Origin of the sequence: Streptomyces sp. NPDC051913 (assembly GCF_044593635.1) — a bacterium.
Lineage (GTDB): Bacteria > Actinomycetota > Actinomycetes > Streptomycetales > Streptomycetaceae > Streptomyces.
On the sequence record NZ_JBIUCI010000016.1, the window covers coordinates 74,365 to 92,676 of the forward strand.

Consider the following 18,312-nt stretch of genomic DNA (forward strand, 5'->3'; position numbering starts at 1 on the left):
CCGACGGTCAGTCGAGGGTCGCGGCGAACCGTGCGAGCCCGCTGGAGACGACCTCGGGGCGGCCGTCGATCTGCACGGGGGCGGCGGTGAGTACGTCGAGGTGCTGGTAGCCGGGGGCGATGAGCGGATGCAGGTCGTCCGGAACGCGACCCGCGAGCAGTCCGTCGCCCGCGAGGACGGTGAGGGTGGGGTGGGCGGTGATCCCTTCGGGATGCGCGACGAGCTTTTTCACCTGCGGGGAACCGGCGAGTTCGAGGTCGGTGACGAGCTTGGTGGGGAAGTACTGCTCGGTGAAGTCGAGCGGCTGCTCGGCCAGGCTGCGGGCCAGTTCCCGGAGGTCGGTGACCTCCTTGCCGGCGGCGGTGAACGGGGTGCCGTCGGCCGACCGGTACCCGGGGTCGTCGGCGGCGCCGACACGGTCGTAATTCCGCCATGTGTACAGCGGCCCGTGCGGACGGTCCGGGATCGCCTTGTAGCCGATGCCGAACAGGCCGGGCTGCTGTGAACTCCCGTTGGCGACGGGGAAGTCCTTGTCGACGATCGGTCCGCCGTCGAAGAAGCCGACACTGCTCTGGAGGAACGCCAGAGGCACGGAGTTGTCGTCGAGCAGGGCGCCGAGCACGGCATCGTTGGTGAGCCGGAAGTCCTTCACGCCGGGTGAGCCGGTGACGAAGGTGGGGGTGTCCTTGGAGAACAGGAAGCGGTTGGTGGCCTCGATGTTGAGGTTGGCGGGGAGGTAGCGGGGCAGGTCCGCCTCGGCTCCGGGGGCTTCGAGGGCGCCGAGGCCCGCGATGGCGAGGAGGGTCATGGTCTCGGGGTTGAGGAGCACCGGGGCGGACAGGGCGCGGGGCAGCACGCCGCTGTCGAGGCCGGCCTGTACGACGCCGTGACCGAGGCCCACATCGGGGAGGTTGGTGTCGTCGGGGATGCTGCCGCTGAGGTCGGCCAGCGAGGTGGAGACGGTGGTGTCGAGCGCGAAGTAGCCCGCGCACTGGCGGTGTCCGGCGTCGGCCGTGGTGGCCGGGTTCCCGTCGAAGTCGGCGGTGGCGAAGTAGCCGGTGACGACGCCGCCGAGCGAGTGCCCGCCGCACAGCACCTTGCGTTCGCGCACGCTCTGGTCGGGCAGTTCGCTGGTCAGCAGGTCGTACTCGTCGCGGACGGTCTGCTCGATGCCGAGCCGCGCCATCCACCCCAACCGGCCGTTGCCGACGTACCCGTTGAAGGTACGTCCGCCGACCTGCTCGCCTCGGTAGTAGTAGTCGACGGCCGTGTGCTGGTCGCCGGAGGCGATGCCGGTGCGGTCCTCCAGGCAGTTGGAACGCCGGTCCAGGGCCCAGAACTCGATGTGCCGACCGCGGGCGGCGGCGGCCGTCACCGCGTTCCTCGCGACACTGTCGAACGCCCCGGCCCCCTCCAGGATGCCCGGCTGGGCGACCAGGATCCGGTCGGCGTCGGCCGCGGCGGCCGGCCCGTCGGCGGCGCGGTACCGCAGATACGACAGCCAGTCGCACGCGGCCGGCCGTGGCCCCGCCGACTCCGGCAACGGCGCCTTCACCCGCACGACCGTCTCCCGCACCCCGGTGACCGGGGACGTCGACACCACCGGAGTCTCCGTCCGCGCCCCGTCCGCCTGAGCACCAGGCGCCGCCGCGGTGAGCGTCCCGGCGGTCAACAACGCGGCGAGGGCGGCGTTGCGCCACGTCCCCCTCTTCCTGCTGTCTATGTCCATGCCGCGGACGTTAGGGACTCGGACGGTCCGCGCTCAGGAAGTGCTGACGGGAACTCAGTTTTATGTCGCCGTCTTGTCACCGCGGCACAGCACGGAGAAGGTCCGTCGTCTCAGCTCAGATCCAGGTCCGATTGCAGCAGATCGTGGTCCGAGTACGGGGTGAGGTGGACCTGGTGGCGGAGCGAGGCGACGCCGCGCAGGAAGACGTAGTCGAACTTGCTGTGCCAGTCGGTGGTCGTGTCACAGGCGCCGGAGGCCGTGGGACGGCACTGGGGGTCGGTGTCCTCGGCCAGGGCCCAGAGCGGGGCCAGTTCGGCGGTTTCCGGCGTGGCGTTGAAGTCGCCGACCACGATCACGCGGTCGTACCGGGCGACGGCCTTGGCGAGCACCTCGGCCTGCTCCGCGCGGACCGACTCCTGGCGGCGCTGGGCGAGGTGCGTGTTGAAGACCCGGACCTTCCGGCCGTCCACCGTGGTGGTGACCGCCATGTACCCGCGGTCCTCGGAGCCGCCGTCGGGATACTCCACGAGGACCGGGTCGGTCATGGGCGCCGCCGAGAGGATCGCCTGGCCGTAGCCGCCCGGATTCCACGGCACTCCCCCGCAGCGGCCCCACTTCTGCAGCACCGTGCCGTACTCGACGTGGTACTTCAGCCCGTAAAGACCCTCCAGATAGTCCCGGATCCTCGACACGTCACTCGCGCACGCCTCCTGCAACCCGATGACCTGGGGCGCGTACGTGGCGATCTCCGTCGCCCGGTCGACGTTGGCCTGCTTGCACGGGTTGCACATGTTCCACGTCATGACCCGGTTCGGCACGACCTCCGTGGCCGCGCCGACCGGGAGCGGTCTGCCGATGACCGCACCTCTCGGCGCGCTGGAGCCGACGAGCAGCACGCCGACCGCGATCACCGCACCCGCACACCACCGCGCGCCCCGTCCGAACACCCATGCCTCCCCGAGCTGGTTACGCACGTACGAGGCTATGCGAAGGACCTGTCGGCAACCTGTCGCCGATCCGCTCAGCCGACGAGGTCGGTCGGCTCCAGGAGTGTCCGGTCCTCCGCGAGCTCCGCCGCGCCCTTGTCGGCCAGGGCGTTGACGGCCGTGTTGAAGCGCTCCATGGAGGTGGGGTGGTCCGGGCCCAGGACGTACTCCTTGAGGGTGCGGCGCTCGGGCGCCATCGGGTCGTTCAGCGGCTCGCGCACCGAGTGGAGGATGTCCGGGAGTCGGGTGCAGTCCCGGTCGAGGAGATACGCGCCGCCCGCGGTGGTGTAGGCGGCCCGGAACTCCTCGTCGGGCAGGTCGTGGGCGTTGGTGAGGACGTACGGCTTGAGGCTGGCGACGAAGTCGGCGACCACGGAGGAGACATCGCTGACGAGCATGTCCGCCTGGTTGAAGCACTCGTACAGGGTGGGCAGTTGCTCAAGGATCACATGGTGGCCGAGTGCGCCGTGGCTCTCCCAGAACAGTCGGTGCCACTCGGCGTGCAGGGTGTGCCACTCGGCCGCGTCGTCGAGCTCGGGCGGACGTGCCTCGCGGGTCCGCTGGGCGTCGTCGCCGCGCTGGCGTCCGGCCAGCTCGTCGAGCCGGGTGCGGATCTCGGTCAGCCGCGGTCGGACGGCGGCGAGGTCGGTCTGCGCCGGTGCGGCCCGGCGGAGTTCGTTGTCGGCGTGCAGCAGCTCGCGGATGGCCCGGTCGGCCTCGGCGGCCTCGGCCGAACGCTTGCCGGTCAGCGGATGCGGCTTGTAGATGACCCGTACGTCCTCGGCCAGCAGCTTCTCGACCAGTCGGACGCCCATCGGGATGAGGGACGTGTGGCAGTCGTCGTCGCTCCAGCCCTCCCATGTGGGGGCGTACATGACCACGGGGCGACGGCCGGGCACGCGGTCGGCGTGGAGCTGGATCGGCGCCAGCTGCGGACGGCCCACCTCGACGATCGCCGCGTCGCTGATGGCGTGCCGCACCCGCCGGTACCGGTCGCGCCCGGCCCGGCCGGCCACCCAGATCTCGTCATACACCTTGCTGACCCGGTTGCTGCTGGCCAGCTTGTCGCTGTCGCCGTGCCCGATGAAGACGTGCTTGGCCTCCGCGATGCGCAGCATGTGGACGTTCTTGCCGGCGTTGCCGGGGTAGAGGACGACGCGGACGCCGGACAGGTCCAGTTCGGCCAGGTCGTCGGCCTTGGGGACGCACAGGACGGGCAGTCGGGTGCGGCCGAGGTAACGGAACGAGGCCCGCTCGCGCAGGATGATCAGCGGGCGCCGGTCGAGCCGCTCCAGCGTCTCCAGCCACATGTTCACCTGGTACATGAAGTCACGGGACACGGCGGCGAAGCTGAAGTAGAGCGCCACCTCGGGCCCGTATGCCGCGAGTTGACGGTTGACCTCGGCGAACACGTCCTCCCGCACCGGCATGCGCCGCGCCCGCAGGTACTGCCCCGCCAGCGCCAGCACCGCCACCGCGGTGATGCCGAGGGTCAGCGCGAAGCCGGCGTACGCCCACTCCCGGGTTCCCGTGGCCAGCGCCACCAGAAAGCCGACGTGCGCCGGGAGGTCGAGGTGCAGCAGCTTGCGCAGAAAGCGCCGGAACAGGATGGCCGGCGGCTGCTGCGGGAGCGGCAACCCGCTCATGTCCAGGTTGCGCACCACCAGCGGCAGCACGCGACGGCGCCGGACCGCGTGATGCAAGGCGGTGTACAGCATCACGAGCGCGAAGTGGACGCTGAACACGGCGAGCGCGGAGACCAGCAGCGCGTCCGACGCGCCCATCCGCTCGGCCAGCGCCAGCAGCATCACCGTACGGACGGCGAACCGCAGCGTGCGGTCCAACTGGAGCGTCGCCAGCCGGCGCACGAACCCCGGCGCCCGCACGTGCAACGCCTCGTCGGCAGCATAGCTCACCATCGACGCCACCGCGAAGCCCCCCAGCCACGGCAGCAGCGCGAAGACCGGCAGCGCCATGAAACCGGCTGCCAGCAACAGGACAAGAAAAAGGTCGGTGGCCCCGCGCACCCGCAGCGCACCACACACCTGACGGACCATCATGGACAAGGTTCCCCCCAAGGAACTGAGCACGGTGCGGTAACACCGTTGGTCGCCAGTTCGACCCGGGGAGGCCATGCATGGTTGTGCACCCGGAGATCACAAAATGTTCAGCTTTGGTTCATGCGGGATTCAGGGAGAACTGCCCGGCGGTGACGTGTCAGGCGGGGCGGATCGCTCCCCTGATCGCGGTCTGCCCGGCGAAGAACACCGACTCCTCACGGACCGGCGTCCCCGGCCCCGGGGCGTGGATCATCATGCCGTTCCCGGTCCAGATGCCCACATGACTGAGGTCGTCGTGGAAGAAGACCAGATCCCCGGCCCGTACGTCCGCGAGGGCGACCGGCGTCCCCGCTCCGGCCTGCGCCTGGACGGTCCGCGGGAGCGTCACCCCGGCCACCTTCCAGGCGGCCTGGGACAGACCGGGGGCGTCGAAGGATCCCGGTCCGGCCGCTCCCCAGACACAGGGACGGCCGATCTGCGCCCGCGCGAAGTCGATCACCCGCTCGGCCTTGGTGCTGCGAACGACGTCCACCGGCGGTGGTGCGGGGCTCTCGAACGCGACGGGGGCGACGGGAGCGGGGACGGGAGCGGGGACGGCGGGGGATTCGAGGGGCGAGGGAGCGAAGGTCACGGCCGGGGCGGGGGCCGGAGGCGCCGGGGCGAGGGCCGTCGCGCCCTCAGGGGTCGGATAGGCGGGCGGCGCCGTGTAGGCCGGCACAGCGGGGGCCGGCTCAACGGTCGCTGTCTCAAAGGTCGCCGTCTCGAAGGCGGTCGGCTCAACGGCCGGTGCAGCAAAGGCCGGTGCAGCAAAGGCCGTTGCCGTAACGGCTGCCGGCTCGTAGGCCGCCGATACAGAGGGCGCCGGAAGCGCGGTCTCATACGTGGCCGCCGTCGCGTCGATCGGCCACTCGGCGGTGTACGAAGGGGCCTGATCGGCCGCACCGCCCCTGAGATACGGGGCGATCCCAGCCGTTGCCGGGCCGGTGCCGAACAGTGCGCCGTCGCTCGCGGGGGGACTCACCTCGTAGGAACCGATGACGGAGTCCTGAACGGCCGGCAACACGGCGGTGGGCTCGGGGAGTTGCGTCAGGGATGACTCGGGCAGCGGCCACTGGGGCGCGCCGCCGCCGAGGACCGGCTGCGGACCCGTGCCCCACACCCCCGTGTCCGACCGGGACTCGACGGCCGGCACCGGACCGGCCGGCAACTCCCGTACCGGCGCGGCCGGAAGCTCCGGAACCGACGCCTCGGGCGCCCGGGGCGCCTCCAGGGCGAGGGGCTCCGCCGGACGTTCCGCGGGCCGGGGGGCGCGGGCCGCGGGAGCCGGCCGGGCCGACGGCCTGCGCCCTTCGGTCCGCGGCGCCGCGACGGTCGGGCCCAACTTGGCCCGGGCCGCGTCGAACCACTGTCGAGTCAGGTCCGAGAGCGCGGGCTCCACGCTGTCCTGGGAGCCACGGCCGCCCCCGCCCCGCTGCCGCGGTATCGCCAGCGCGCGGGTCGCGTTGAAGGTGCCCGTGTCGCTCTCGGCCCGGTCGTAGAGGCTGTTGATCCGCCGGCGGACCTCGTCACGGCTCGGCGCCTCTCCCTCACCTGCTGACGGGACACCTGAGGACTGCGAGCGCAGGGGTTCCGGCGACATGGGACGGGCTCCTTCCGTACGAGAACGCACGAGACGACCTGTTGTTCGAAGGATGTCGTGCGGGCCAGGGTCAACCTAGCCAACTTGTGATCCTTTCGTGAAGATTGAAGGGTAAAATGCCCGATACGCTTCTGTGACCTTGGGCACGGCCGAGGCAGCGGAATCTCTTGCCAGGCCTCACTGTTGGAGCAGCACCGCGGCGAAGACGAGCAGCACCAGCGGCCCCGCGGCCCAGGCCAGCGCGCGTGCCGCGTTCGGCGCCTTCCTGGTGAGCCTCTCCAGCGCCCGGTAGAGCCCGGTCAGGATCAGCAACGCGACCGTGACGTGCAGCAGTAGCGCGAGGCTCACTCCCAGGACCGCCCCGGCGATCCGGAAAGGCCCCCACAGGAGCGCCAGCGCCAGCGGGATCACGACCGCGCCCGACAGACCTCCGGCCAGCTCGACGAACCACCTGCGGTCGCCCATCCACGGGAGTTCCGGAAGGAAGGCGGGCAGAGTGTCGAACAGGTCGAGGGTCGCCCACAGGCCGAGCACGGCGACGGCCACGACGGTGAGGGCCGCGGTCAGGCGACAGCGCCACGCGTGCGGGGTGGTCCAGCCCGTTCCCCGGCCGTCGAGCATCGTCGCCGTCGCCACCGCCGACCACACCAGCCAACGCCGGATCAGCCCGGTGCCGGCGTCCGCCATCGCGTCGCGCAGAACGCGGTCGGCCTCCGCGCGCAGTACGACATGGTGGTCGGTCGAGACGTACGTCGGCTCGTCGGGCCAGTGGATCAGCCCGTCGTGCAGCAGCGTCGCCGGGAGGTGTTCCCCGGTCTTCGGCACCAGCCAGGTGAAGAACGCGGGCACCGACGTCAGATCGCTGCGGAAGGTCCGTGTCTCCCGGGGCACGAGGAGTTCACCGAGGTGGCGGTCCCGGTAGGCGATACGCCGCCGCATCGCGAACTCCTCGCGGCCCTCCTCGATGACCCGGACCAGCTCGATGCGCGGGTCGCAGCCGGGGTCGGGCGCAATCTCCGGCTGCCCTTCACCGGAGTCGACACCACCGTCGTAGAACCGCCGCGGCTGCGCGGGAATCGGCTCCTGCACGGCCTTCCTCGTCGTCGTGCCCGGTCCCACCTCGGACGCAGACATACACGTCCCCTCTCGCCAGCGGAATTCGTACCCTCCTTACTCTCTTCCGTCGATCGGGGGCCGCCACCCATCCTCGTGACACACCGTCACCCGTGCGCCTGACGGCCGGTCGGCCGCCCTCTACCGGTCGTCGGGCACGCACAGCATGCGATGCGCCGGTACGACGGGTTCGCCGGGCAGGGGATCGAGTCCGCGTACCCGTACCGCCACGACGTCGAGGCCGGCGAGGGACCGACCGGGAAGCTTCGTCAGACGCCAACGGAAGGGCTCGGGAACGTCCTTGGCGGGAAGCGCGACCTCGGCGAGGCTGACCCATCGGTCGTAGTTGGTCGGGTACACGCGGACGGGCCTCGCGCACTGCGGACAGGTCGGCGGCTCGATCCATGACGGATCGTCAGGATCTGGCTCGGGTCTCGGCGCGGCCGTCGCTCCGTCGAGTCGCGCCATCTCGTTCGCGAGGATGTTCCAGCACCGCTCGCAGAGCCTGGCCATGAGATCGATCCGGCCACGATCGCGCACGGTCTCGTCGATCGCCCCGCACCGATGGCATAACCACCCTTGATCCCTTGATGCCCCCATGTGTTCGATGATGAGTGAATACGACACGATTGCAGTAGAGGGCGATTCGGACGCGTCCGGTCGGCGCTGCTCAGCCGCGTCCCGAGGCCGCCGCGCTACGCCTCGGCGAGACGGCCGGTCACGGTCAGGGCGCCGGTCTCGCTGGAGCGTGCGACGGTGCCGGTGCGCAGGTAGCCGTCGTGGGTGAAGGCGTGGGTGGTGTGGTCGGGGGCTCGGTAGTGGCCGCGCGGGGTGTGGGGGCCGCGGACGAGGAGTTCACCGGGCGTCCCGGGAGGTACGTCGTTGTCGTCGGCGTCGACGACGCGGATCTCGTCGTCGGGTGAGAGAGGCCGGCCGTGGGTGGCGAGCGCCGCGTCGTCCGGGGCGGCCGGCGGGGTGAGGACGAGCAGGCCCTCCGGCGTGGCGTAGAGCTGCTGCACGCGGCAGGCCAGGTCGGTGCCCAGTTGCCGCGCGGTACCTCGGTCCGCCGGCGCGCCGCCCAGCTGGATGAGTCGCAGGCTGCTCAAGTCGGCCTGGGTCTTGGGGAGTTCCTCCAGCCAGCGTCGGGCGACCTCGGACACCACCGAGGTGAAGGTGACCCGCTCCCGGGCGATGAGGGCGAAGCACTCGGCCGGAGTCGGCTTCTCGGCCAGGACGGCGGTGCCGCCGACGGAGAGCGTGCCGAGGATGCCGGGGCAGCCGAAGGTGAGGGTGAACTCGGCGGGCAGCGCGGCGAGATACACGTCGTGCTCGGTGAGCGGGATGGACTCGGCGGCGGCCCGGAGCTGGTAGGCGTAGTCGTCGTGGGTGCGCGGGACGAGCCGGGGCGTCGTCGCGGCGGTCCCGGCGGCCTTGTCGGCCTGATCAGCCTTGTCGGACTCGTCGGACTCGTCGGACTCATCGGCCTTGTCGGCCTGATCAGCCTTGTCGGACTCGGCGGACTCGGCGGACTCGGCGGAGAGAAGGAGGAAGGCGACCTCGTCGGCGCTCCGTGCGAGGGGGCGGTCGGGTGGGGCGTCCACGGAGTCCAGCGGGAAGTAGTGGCAGCCCGACGGGTCGGTGGCGAGTCCGCCGTACGGGGAGGAGGTGCCCGGCTCCTCGTAGATGAACACCCGCCGCAGGAAGGGCCATCGGGCCGCGATGTCCGCGGCCGTCGCCCGGTGGTCGACGCCCTCGTACGTCGAGGGGCCGACATAGCCGACGGCCTCACTGACCCGGGCGGCCTGGGACACCTGGGCCGCGCGGTACGACAGCGGGCAGAACACGGGGATCGCTCCCGCGCGCATCAACGCGAACGCCGTGACGACGAGCTCGGGGACGTTCGGCAGCTGGACGACGACCCGTTGCCCGGGACGCAGGCCCCGCAGCCGGAAGCCCGCGGCCATGCGTTCGACACGCCGGTTCAGTCGCGCGTACGTGAGGCGGGTGTCGCCCTGCACCAGCGCGGTCCGGGGACCGTACTCCAGGGCCCAGCCGCGCAGCAGGTCGTCCAGCGTGTGGCCCCGCCAGTGCCCGGCCGCCCGGTAGCGGTCCACGAACACCTCGGGCCAGGGCGTGCAGCCGTCGAGCATGGAACTCCTTCGCGCTCTCGCGGGCAGGCGACCGGTCGGACTCGCCCGTCGCCCGGAGGGCCGGGGCGAGCGCGGCCACTCCCGGTCAGTCTTTCCGCATCACGCCCGCTCCGCGTACTGGCGGAACCCACGAAGATCCGCGCCGCGCCCCGGTCTCGTCCACGAACGACCCGGGCAGCCGGGAGGCGCCCCGCTCACCAGCTGATCCCGGCCGCCACCGGCAGATGGTCGCTACCGGTGGCCGGCAGCACCCATGAGCTCCTCGGCTCCACTCCCCTGACCAGGATCTGGTCGATCCGTGCCACCGGGAAACGCGCCGGCCAGCTGAAGCCGAACCCGTCCCCGGCCGCCTCCTGGGCCGAGCGGAGCCGCGAGGTCAGGCCGGCGAGCGCACGGTCGTCGGTGGTGCCGTTCAGGTCGCCGAGCAGCACCAGGCGCTCGCTGCGGTCGGCGGCGACGGCCTCGCCGAGCGCCTGCGCTCCCCGGTCCCGTGAGTCGGTCCAGAAGCCTCCCCTGGGCATGAGGCGTACGGAACCGAGGTGGGCCACGTACACCGTCAGCGGACCCTGGTCGGTGGTCACCGTGGTGCGCAGTGCCCGGTTGTAGCCCAGCTTCTCGTCGACGGACTTGGCGTCGCCGAGCGGCCCCGCGTCCTGCTTGATGTCGACCGGCCCGCTGTCGGACAGGGGCAGCCTGCTCCACAGGCCGACCGTGCCCCGCACCGTGTGGTGGGGATACGCCGTCGCCAGCTCCTTCTCGTACGTGCCGCGGTCCTGCTCGGTCAGCTCCTCCAGCGCCAGCACGTCCGCCCCGGACGCGGCCAGGTCGCGGGCGGTCGCGGCCGGGTCGGGGTTGTCGGCGCCGACGTTGTGGCTGACGAGGGTGAGATCGGCGCCGGAGTGGGACTTGTCGACCAGCAGCCCGCCGTACAGGTTCAGCCACACGGTCACCGGCAGCAGCAGCGCGACGACCGCGGAGGCCGAGCGGCGCCACAGCGCCCCGGCGAGCAGCACCGGGACGAACAGGCCGCACCACGGCAAAAACGTCTCCACCAGGCTGCCGAGGCTGCCGCGGTCCGTGATCTGCCCATGGCCCAGCATGACCAGACCCAGCAGCGACGCCAGGACCACGAACACCGGGCCACGCTTCCACGGCCCCCACCGTCCGACCGCCTTGTCTCCGGTCTGCTCGGCGCCGGTCTGTTCCCCTTCGGTCTGCTCCGCGCCGGCCTGTTCCCGCTCGGTCCGCGTCTCCACGCTCTGCCTCATACGGCCAGTCAAGGCGGGGCGGTGTTGCCGGCACGTATGCGGTTTTCGATATGCCGACGATATGTGTCCGCTCGTAGCCTGGAGAGCATGCGTGTGCTGATCGTCGAGGACGAACCCTTCATGGCGGAGGCCATCCGCGACGGACTGCGCCTCGAAGCGATCGCCGCCGACATCGCGGGAGACGGCGACACCGCCCTGGAACTGCTGGGTGTCAACGCGTACGACATCGCCGTCCTCGACCGTGACATCCCCGGACCGTCCGGTGACGAGGTCGCCAAGCGCATCGTCGCCTCCGGCAGCGGTATGCCGATCCTCATGCTCACCGCGGCCGACCGCCTCGACGACAAGGCCTCCGGCTTCGAACTCGGCGCCGACGACTACCTCACGAAACCCTTCGAGCTCCGCGAACTCGCGCTCCGCCTCAGGGCACTCGACCGCAGACGCGCCCACAGCAGGCCGCCCGTGCGGGAGATCGCGGGGCTGCGCCTCGACCCGTTCCGCAGAGAGGTCTACCGGGACGGCCGGTTCGTCGCCCTGACCCGGAAGCAGTTCGCCGTGCTGGAGGTCCTCGTCGCCGCGGAGGGCGGTGTCGTCAGCGCCGAGGAGCTCCTGGAGCGGGCGTGGGACGAGAACGCGGACCCGTTCACCAACGCCGTACGCATCACCGTCTCGGCGCTGCGCAAGCGGCTCGGCGAGCCGTGGGTCATCGCCACCGTGCCCGGTGTCGGCTACCGGATCGAAGGCGAGGACCGTGGATAGGCGGCCCGGGCTGAGCGTCCGCCTCAAACTCACCCTGAGCTACGCCGGATTCCTCATGGTCGCCGGCGCCCTGCTGCTCGCCGCCATCGGGTACTTCCTCCTGGAGGAGGGGTGGCTGCAGACCAACGAGAGGGGGGCGTGGCGAGCCACTCCGGGCACCACGTTCGTGCGCGGCTTCGCCCCGATGGCCGCCACGGTCATGGGGTTCCTCCTGGTCTTCGGCCTCGTCGGAGGATGGCTCCTCGCCGGCCGTATGCTCGCCCCCCTCGACCGCATCACCCACGCCACGCGCACGGCCGCGGCGGGATCGCTCGCGCACCGCATCCGGCTGCCCGGGCCGCAGGACGAGTTCCGTGAACTCGCCGACGCCTTCGACACGATGCTCGCCCGGCTCGAAGCCCACGTCGCCGAGCAACGGCGATTCGCCGCCAACGCCTCCCACGAGCTGCGCACCCCGCTCGCCATCTCGAAGACACTCCTCGACGTGGCCCGCACCGACCCGGACCACGACCGCGACGAGGTCATCGACCGCCTCCACGCGGTCAACACCCGGGCGATCGACCTCACGGAGGCGCTGCTGCTGCTCAGCCGTGCCGAGCAGCGGTCCTTCACCCGTGAGCGGGTCGACCTGTCCCTCGTCGCGGAGGAAGCCACCGAGACGCTCCTGCCCCTCGCGGAGAAGCGCGGCGTCACCATCGAGACCATCGGCGACATCGCCCCCGCGGCCGGCTCGGAACCGCTCCTGCTGCAACTGACCACGAACCTCGTGCACAACGCGATCGTCCACAACCTGCCCGAGGGGGGCACGGTACGCGTCACGACCGGCGTCCGCCCCACGTCGGTGCTGCTCACGGTCGAGAACACCGGCGGGCACCTCGCCCCCGACCTCGTCCCCACCCTCACCGAGCCCTTCCGGCGCGGCACCGACCGCGTCCACACCGACCACGCGGGCGTCGGCCTCGGCCTCGCCATCGTCAAGACCATCACCGAGGCCCACGACGGCACCCTGACCCTCACCCCGCGCTCCACCGGCGGGATCCGCGTCACCGTGGAACTGCCGGCCCTCCCTCCGTGAAGGCCCGGCCGACCGCCCGCTGTTCGAGCAGGATCGAATCCCTTGCCGCCCGCCCCGGATCGGAGCCTCATGGAACGGCATCGGGCGTCCCATGACCCATTGCCCCGTAAACCATTGCCCCATGGCCCCACGACCCCATGAGCACAGACCGGTGAGGACGACACACATGGCAGCAGAGTCACCGACACAGACCGTGCAACGCCTCTTCCCACTGCTCGCCGAAGGCAGGAGCGCGGAGGCCGCGGCGCTGTTCGCCGACTCGGTGTCGTTCTCCATCCCGCACCCGCCGGGCATCCCCTGGGTGCCCGAGGTCGACTCGGCGGACGGCATGCGGACGTTCTTCGAGTTGCTCAAGACCCATGTGCGGGCCAAGGAGTTCGAGCTGCGCCAGGTCATCGCCGAGGGCGACGACGTGGTGTTGACCGGGCGTATGGTCTCCGAGGTCAGGAAGACGGGCCGGGACATCGACACCGCGTTCGCCCTGCACACCACGGTCCGGGACGGGCGGATCACCCGCTACCACCTCTACGAGGACACCTACGCCGTCGCCCAGGCCTGGTCCGGCAGCTGACAGCGCGCTCGCTCGCTACGCTCGGGCGCCATGCGGCAGACACGCCTCGACACCGCCCGGATCCGCGCCGCCCGCCGCGCGATCGACCCGGTGTTCCTCGACACCCCGCTGTACCGGTGCGAGGCGCTGGAGCCCGAACTCGGCTGCGCGGTGAGCATCAAGCTGGAGACGGCGAACCCGGTCCGCAGCTTCAAGGGCCGCGGCACCGAGCTGGTCGCGAGCCGGCTCGCCGAGGACGGGGCACGGGCCGTGGTGTGCGCCAGCGCGGGCAACCTCGGCCAGGCCCTCGCCTGGTCCGCTCACGGCCGTGGCCTGGACGTCACCGTCGTGGCGTCGCGCTTCGCGACCGAGGCCAAGCTCGATCGTGTCCGCGCGCTGGGCGCCCGGCTGGAGTTGGTGGACGGTGACCACGAGACGGCTCGTGAGCGGGCGGCGGCCATCGCGCGACACGACGGGGTGCGGCTGCTGGAGGACAGTCTCGACCTCGAGACCTGCGAGGGGGCGGCGACCATCGGCCTGGAACTCGTGGACCGCCTAGCCACGGTCCCGCCCTACGACGCCGTCCTGGTCGCGCTCGGCGGCGGGGCGCTGGCCACCGGCGTCGGTCATGTGCTCAAGGCCCTCGCCCCCGGGGTCGAGGTGATCTGTGTACAGCCGCAGGGGGCGCCCGCGCTGACCCTGTCGTGGCGGGCCCGGCATGTCGTCACCACCGACGCGACCGACACCATCGCCGACGGGGTCGCCGGCCGGTTCCCCATCCCCGCGGTGCTGGACGACCTCCTCCTGGTCGCCGACGACGCCGTCCTGGTCCGGGAGCCGTCGATCGTCGCCGGGATGCGGCTGCTGCTCCACCACGCCGGTCTCGTCGTCGAGCCGTCGGCCGCGCTCGGCATCGCGGCGATCATGGAGGACCGCGCACGCTTCGCGGGCCGGCATGTGGTGACGATCGTGTGCGGCAGCAACGTCGACATGGGGTCCTATCACCGCTGGGTCGGTGCCACCCCGCTCACCCCGGATCAGGGGGTACGGGGGGAGCTTTGACGTCCGTGGCCGCTGCCTCCGGCTCCGCGGTCCGCGCCTCGTGCAGGACCTGGCGGGCCACCTCGCGCAGCGCGGACACGGCGGGCTTGTCCCGGTTCTCCGGGAGCCAGGCGAGTTCGGCGGTCGAGACGCCCAGTTCCGGGACGTCGACATAGGTGAGGCCGGCACGCGGATAGAGACGGCGGGCCGCGGCGGGCAGGAAGGTGATCGCCTGCTGCTGGGTGACGGCGAGGACCATGCTCTCGGTGTCCCTGACGACCGGTCCGAAGCGGACCGGCGTTCCGTCCGGGCGCGGATTGACCGTGAGGTGGTCCCACCAGGAGCGGGGCACCTCCGGGGGCATGTCGACGACGACACGGTCCGCGAGCTGGGCGAGGGTGAGCACGTCCCGGTCGGCGAGCGGGTCGTCGGCGGGCAGGCAGACCACGCGGGTCTCGGTGGCCAGGTGCAGGGACTGGATGCCCGGGGGCAGCGGGCCGCGGAGGAAGGCGGCGTCGACCTCGCCGGTGCTCAGTTTGCTGAACATGTCGACGAAGGACAGGTTGCGGACCTCTGTCTCCAAGTCGGCGTGCGAGCCGCGGAGTCGGGTGAGGATGGCCTGGGCGTAGGGCATGGCCGCCTCGGCGCCGAGGCTGCCGATCCGCAGCCGGCCGCGGGTCGTTCCGGCGTGGACGTCGGCGGCCTGGAGCAGCCGGGCCATGGCGTCGACCACCGCCCTCGCGTCCTGGACGAGAGCCTGGCCGGCGACGGTGAGCCGTACCGCCCGGCCGCCGCGTTCGACGAGTTCGACGCCCAGCCGCTGTTCCAGCGACCTGATCTGCTGGCTGAACGCGGGCTGGGTGACATAGACCCGTGCGGCGGCTCTCCCGAAGTGGAGTTCCTCCGCGAGGACGAGCAGCAGCCGGAGTTGATGAAGGCTCGGTTCGCGCGTGGCACCAACCCCACGACCAGGTCTCATACAGGGAAGTTTATCGAGCGGGAGCCGATCCTCTCCGCTTCCGATCTTCCGGTCCCGCAGCGCTCTGGAAAGGATCGACTCAGTCGCCGGGCCGGCCCGGAGCCCGAGCGGCCCTTGCCGCCGAGGGGTCGGCAAGGGGGCCGGTGTCGCAGCCCGGTCCGGCGGCCCGAGCAGCACCTCGCTGATCGGGTGCCCCCAACACCCTCGAGGAACGCCCTTGCTTCGCATCCACTTCGGCTGGAGCGATCTGCAGAACGTGCGGATCGCCCGGCAGCCCGACCCGCTGTGGGAGTTGATGTGCGCGATCTGCCGCTGGCAGACACACCAAGGACCACTGGCCTTCGGACACTGGCGCAGAGAGACCACCGAGCGGCTGGCCCAGGACGCCCGGGCCGCGCATGCCCTGCGCACCCTGCGGACGTACGTCCCGACCTCCGGATACATCCCCGACTTCCTCACGCCCACGGTCACCGGTGAGGGGCTGGACGCCGGCCTGGAGGCCGTCCGGGCGACCCCGCGTGACCGGTTGACGGCCGAACTGACCAGGCTCGCCGCATCGACGCGCATCCCACGACGGGTGAGAGGCCTGTACGAGCCGACCTTCGGTTCGCTCATGCTCGTGGCGGACGTCATGCGGCACTCGTTCCGCACGCTGCTGGAACCGTACTGGGAGCAGGTGCGGTCCGCGGTGAGCGACGACGTCTCCCTGCGCACACGGACGCTGCTGGACGGCGGGACCGCCGCGCTCCTCGATGGTCTGCGTCCGTTCGCCCGCTGGAACCCGCCGTACCTGGACGTCGACTATCCCGTCGACCGGGAGTTACGGCTCGAGGGCCGCGGGCTGGTGCTCGTGCCCTCCTTCTTCTGCTGGCGCAGGCCCACGGCCCTGGCGGACCCGGGGCTCGATCCGGTCCTCGTCTACCCCGTCACCAAGCAGCCGATCGAGATCCTGCGCACCGGTGGGGAACGCCTGGACCGGCTCCTCGGCCGGACCCGCACCGCCGTCCTCGTCGACGTGGCGGGCCATCGCGTTCGTACGACGACCGAGGTGGCGGCCTCCCTGGGGCTGGCGCCGGCCAGCGCGAGCTATCAGATCGGTGTGCTGCGCGGGGCGGGCCTGGTCGTGAGCCACCGCGACGGAAAACACGTGGCGCACTCGGCCACACCCCTGGCGCACAGTCTGCTGGCCGGCACGGGGGCGACGGTTCGATGAGCGTCGAAAGCATGGCGACGCCCGAAGGATTCGTGCCAACGTCCGTGTGTGTCGGAGCTCCGCAACAGATGTCACCGGCGTGTCACAGCCCTCCCGGGCACCACAACTCGCCGGGGGACACCGGTGTCGGACCCTGCGTCGGAACAGACCAGCCGACCAACTGACTGACCATCAACCTTGCACGGGGGAAACAGACATGAGCTTCACCATGCGCACCGGCCGCCGCAGCGCGGGCTCGGCCGCCGTCGCCGCGGCCTCGTTCCTGCTGCTGGCGGGCGCCGGCATCGTGGCCGCGCCCAGCGCGTTCGCGGGCGTGCCCGGCGGCACCGCCGCGGCCGACCGCAACAGCGACTTCGACGGCGACGGCTACGACGACGTCGCCATCGGTGCTCCGGACGGCACCGTCGGCGGCAAGGAAGGCGCCGGGTACGTCACCGTGCAGTACGGCGCGCCCAACGGCATCGGCACCAACAACACCGTGCCCCGGGGCGGCGTCCAGCTCGTGAGCCAGTCGTCCGAGGGAGTGCCGGGGACGTCCGAGTTCGGCGACCGCTTCGGGCAGGCCGTGGCCACCGGGGACCTCGACGGCGACGGCTACGACGACCTGGTCGTCGGCGCGCCCGGCGAGGACGAGGGCACGATCGAGGACGCGGGCCGGGTGACCGTCCTGTACGGCTCCGCGCAGGGCCTCGACACCGAGCGCACGTCGAGCATCACCGCCGCCCGGCCGACCGCCGACGCCCGCTTCGGCCTGGCTCTGGCCGCCGCACGGTTCACCGGGGACATCGACGGCGACCAGCTCACCGTCCTCGACCAGGCGGGCCTGAACGTCTTCACGTACCACGCGGGTGTCCTGCGCCAGGTCGGCACCCCGCGCTCCACCGGTCACGCCCTCAACGGCGCCTACCTGACCACCGGCGACTACGACCACAACGGCTTCGCCGACCTCGTCGTCTCCGGCTACAGCCCCGACGACGACTACACCAAGGGCTGGTCCGCCCTGTACGCCGGCGGGGCCGAGGGTCTCGCCTACCAGCGCGACCTGCACGGCGGTCTCGGCTCGGCCTCCGGCGACATCAACGGCGACGGCTACGACGACCTGGTCGTCGGTCAGCTCAGCGCCGTGGACGAGTCCACGGGCGACGCGAACGCGCTCGGCGGTCTCGTCGGCGTGTACTACGGCGGCGAGGACGGCCCGTCCGGCACCCAGGGCCCCGACAGCGGCGCGCAGTGGTGGTCGCAGAACTCCCCCGGCGTGCCCGGCACGGGCGAGCGCGGCGACGCCTGGGGCAACGACCTGTCCGTGGCGGACGTCGACGGTGACGGCCGCGCCGACGTGGCGGTCGGCGCGCCCGGCGAGGACGTGGGCACGGTGGCCGACGCGGGCGCGGTGTGGCTGCTGCGCGGTTCGAAGGCCGGGCTCACCGGCACCGGTGCCCAGTCCTTCGACCAGAACACCGCCGGCATCCCCGGTACGGCCGAGGCGAGCGACGCGTGGGGCGCCCAGGTGCGGCTGGTCGACACCAACGGCGACGGTCGTGCCGAGCTCGTGGCGGCCGCGCCGGACGAGAACGCCGGCGACGGCGCGGTGTGGCTGCTGCCCGCGAGCGGGGGCGGACTGCGCGCCGACGGCTCCTCGTCCTACGGGGCGGCGGCTCTCGGCGGCAACGCCCACGGCGCCCACTTCGGTTCGGTGATCGACGAGTAGTCGATGCGTCGGCGTACGGGTGCGACGAGCCGTCGGGGGCGG

15 protein-coding genes are annotated in these 18,312 nt (G+C 71.7%); 6 read left to right on the top strand and 9 right to left on the bottom strand.

The window, feature by feature from the left end:
• Positions 1 to 7: 7 nt before the first annotated feature.
• From ACIHIX_RS36735 to ACIHIX_RS36770, 8 genes are all read right to left on the bottom strand, one after another.
• On the bottom strand, positions 8 to 1,729 hold the full coding sequence (locus tag ACIHIX_RS36735) for a hypothetical protein (protein ID WP_399964055.1): 1,722 nt from the start codon (positions 1,727 to 1,729) through the stop codon (positions 8 to 10).
• A gap of 110 nt (positions 1,730 to 1,839) precedes the next feature.
• Positions 1,840 to 2,703 (bottom strand): endonuclease/exonuclease/phosphatase family protein, encoded by an 864-nt coding sequence (locus ACIHIX_RS36740; protein ID WP_399964057.1) that lies wholly within the window; start codon positions 2,701 to 2,703, stop codon positions 1,840 to 1,842.
• Between the two features lie 47 nt (positions 2,704 to 2,750).
• Positions 2,751 to 4,775 (bottom strand): hypothetical protein, encoded by a 2,025-nt coding sequence (locus tag ACIHIX_RS36745; protein WP_399964059.1) that lies wholly within the window; start codon positions 4,773 to 4,775, stop codon positions 2,751 to 2,753.
• 157 nt (positions 4,776 to 4,932) lie between these two features.
• Positions 4,933 to 6,414, bottom strand: coding sequence for an NlpC/P60 family protein (locus ACIHIX_RS36750; RefSeq protein WP_399964061.1), 1,482 nt, complete (start codon positions 6,412 to 6,414; stop codon positions 4,933 to 4,935).
• 177 nt (positions 6,415 to 6,591) lie between these two features.
• Positions 6,592 to 7,548 carry a DUF1353 domain-containing protein gene (locus ACIHIX_RS36755; RefSeq protein WP_399964063.1) on the bottom strand — a complete coding sequence of 319 codons (957 nt, stop codon included), beginning with the start codon at positions 7,546 to 7,548 and terminating at the stop codon, positions 6,592 to 6,594.
• 120 nt (positions 7,549 to 7,668) lie between these two features.
• Positions 7,669 to 8,067 (bottom strand): DUF6083 domain-containing protein, encoded by a 399-nt coding sequence (locus tag ACIHIX_RS36760; RefSeq protein ID WP_399964065.1) that lies wholly within the window; start codon positions 8,065 to 8,067, stop codon positions 7,669 to 7,671.
• 155 nt (positions 8,068 to 8,222) lie between these two features.
• Positions 8,223 to 9,677, bottom strand: coding sequence for an AMP-binding protein (locus tag ACIHIX_RS36765; RefSeq protein WP_399964067.1), 1,455 nt, complete (start codon positions 9,675 to 9,677; stop codon positions 8,223 to 8,225).
• A 194-nt stretch (positions 9,678 to 9,871) separates the two neighbouring features.
• Entirely contained in the window at positions 9,872 to 10,945 is a 1,074-nt protein-coding gene (locus ACIHIX_RS36770) for an endonuclease/exonuclease/phosphatase family protein (protein WP_399964069.1), read from the bottom strand.
• Between the two features lie 87 nt (positions 10,946 to 11,032).
• On the opposite strand from ACIHIX_RS36770, the gene vanR-Sc reads away from it, so the two are divergent.
• From vanR-Sc to ACIHIX_RS36790, 4 genes are all read left to right on the top strand, one after another.
• Complete coding sequence (gene vanR-Sc / locus ACIHIX_RS36775; RefSeq protein WP_399964070.1) at positions 11,033 to 11,704, top strand: VanSc-type vancomycin resistance response regulator transcription factor VanR; 672 nt, start codon at positions 11,033 to 11,035, stop codon at positions 11,702 to 11,704.
• Positions 11,697 to 12,779 (top strand): sensor histidine kinase, encoded by a 1,083-nt coding sequence (locus tag ACIHIX_RS36780; RefSeq protein ID WP_399964072.1) that lies wholly within the window; start codon positions 11,697 to 11,699, stop codon positions 12,777 to 12,779. Before vanR-Sc ends, ACIHIX_RS36780 begins: the two co-directional genes overlap by 8 nt.
• Before the next feature lie 166 nt (positions 12,780 to 12,945).
• Positions 12,946 to 13,350 carry a nuclear transport factor 2 family protein gene (locus tag ACIHIX_RS36785; RefSeq protein ID WP_399964074.1) on the top strand — a complete coding sequence of 135 codons (405 nt, stop codon included), beginning with the start codon at positions 12,946 to 12,948 and terminating at the stop codon, positions 13,348 to 13,350.
• Between the two features lie 30 nt (positions 13,351 to 13,380).
• On the top strand, positions 13,381 to 14,391 hold the full coding sequence (locus ACIHIX_RS36790) for a threonine/serine dehydratase (protein ID WP_399964076.1): 1,011 nt from the start codon (positions 13,381 to 13,383) through the stop codon (positions 14,389 to 14,391).
• Here ACIHIX_RS36790 and ACIHIX_RS36795 read toward each other — a convergent pair.
• Complete coding sequence (locus ACIHIX_RS36795; RefSeq protein WP_399964078.1) at positions 14,357 to 15,349, bottom strand: LysR family transcriptional regulator; 993 nt, start codon at positions 15,347 to 15,349, stop codon at positions 14,357 to 14,359. The two genes, ACIHIX_RS36790 and ACIHIX_RS36795, sit on opposite strands and share 35 nt — an antisense overlap.
• A gap of 217 nt (positions 15,350 to 15,566) precedes the next feature.
• Between ACIHIX_RS36795 and ACIHIX_RS36800 the strand changes: the two genes are divergently transcribed.
• Positions 15,567 to 16,562: a transcriptional regulator gene (locus tag ACIHIX_RS36800; protein WP_399964080.1), complete on the top strand. Its 996-nt coding sequence runs from the start codon at positions 15,567 to 15,569 to the stop codon at positions 16,560 to 16,562.
• 196 nt (positions 16,563 to 16,758) lie between these two features.
• Complete coding sequence (locus ACIHIX_RS36805; RefSeq protein ID WP_399964082.1) at positions 16,759 to 18,270, top strand: FG-GAP repeat protein; 1,512 nt, start codon at positions 16,759 to 16,761, stop codon at positions 18,268 to 18,270.
• Positions 18,271 to 18,312: the final 42 nt, after the last annotated feature.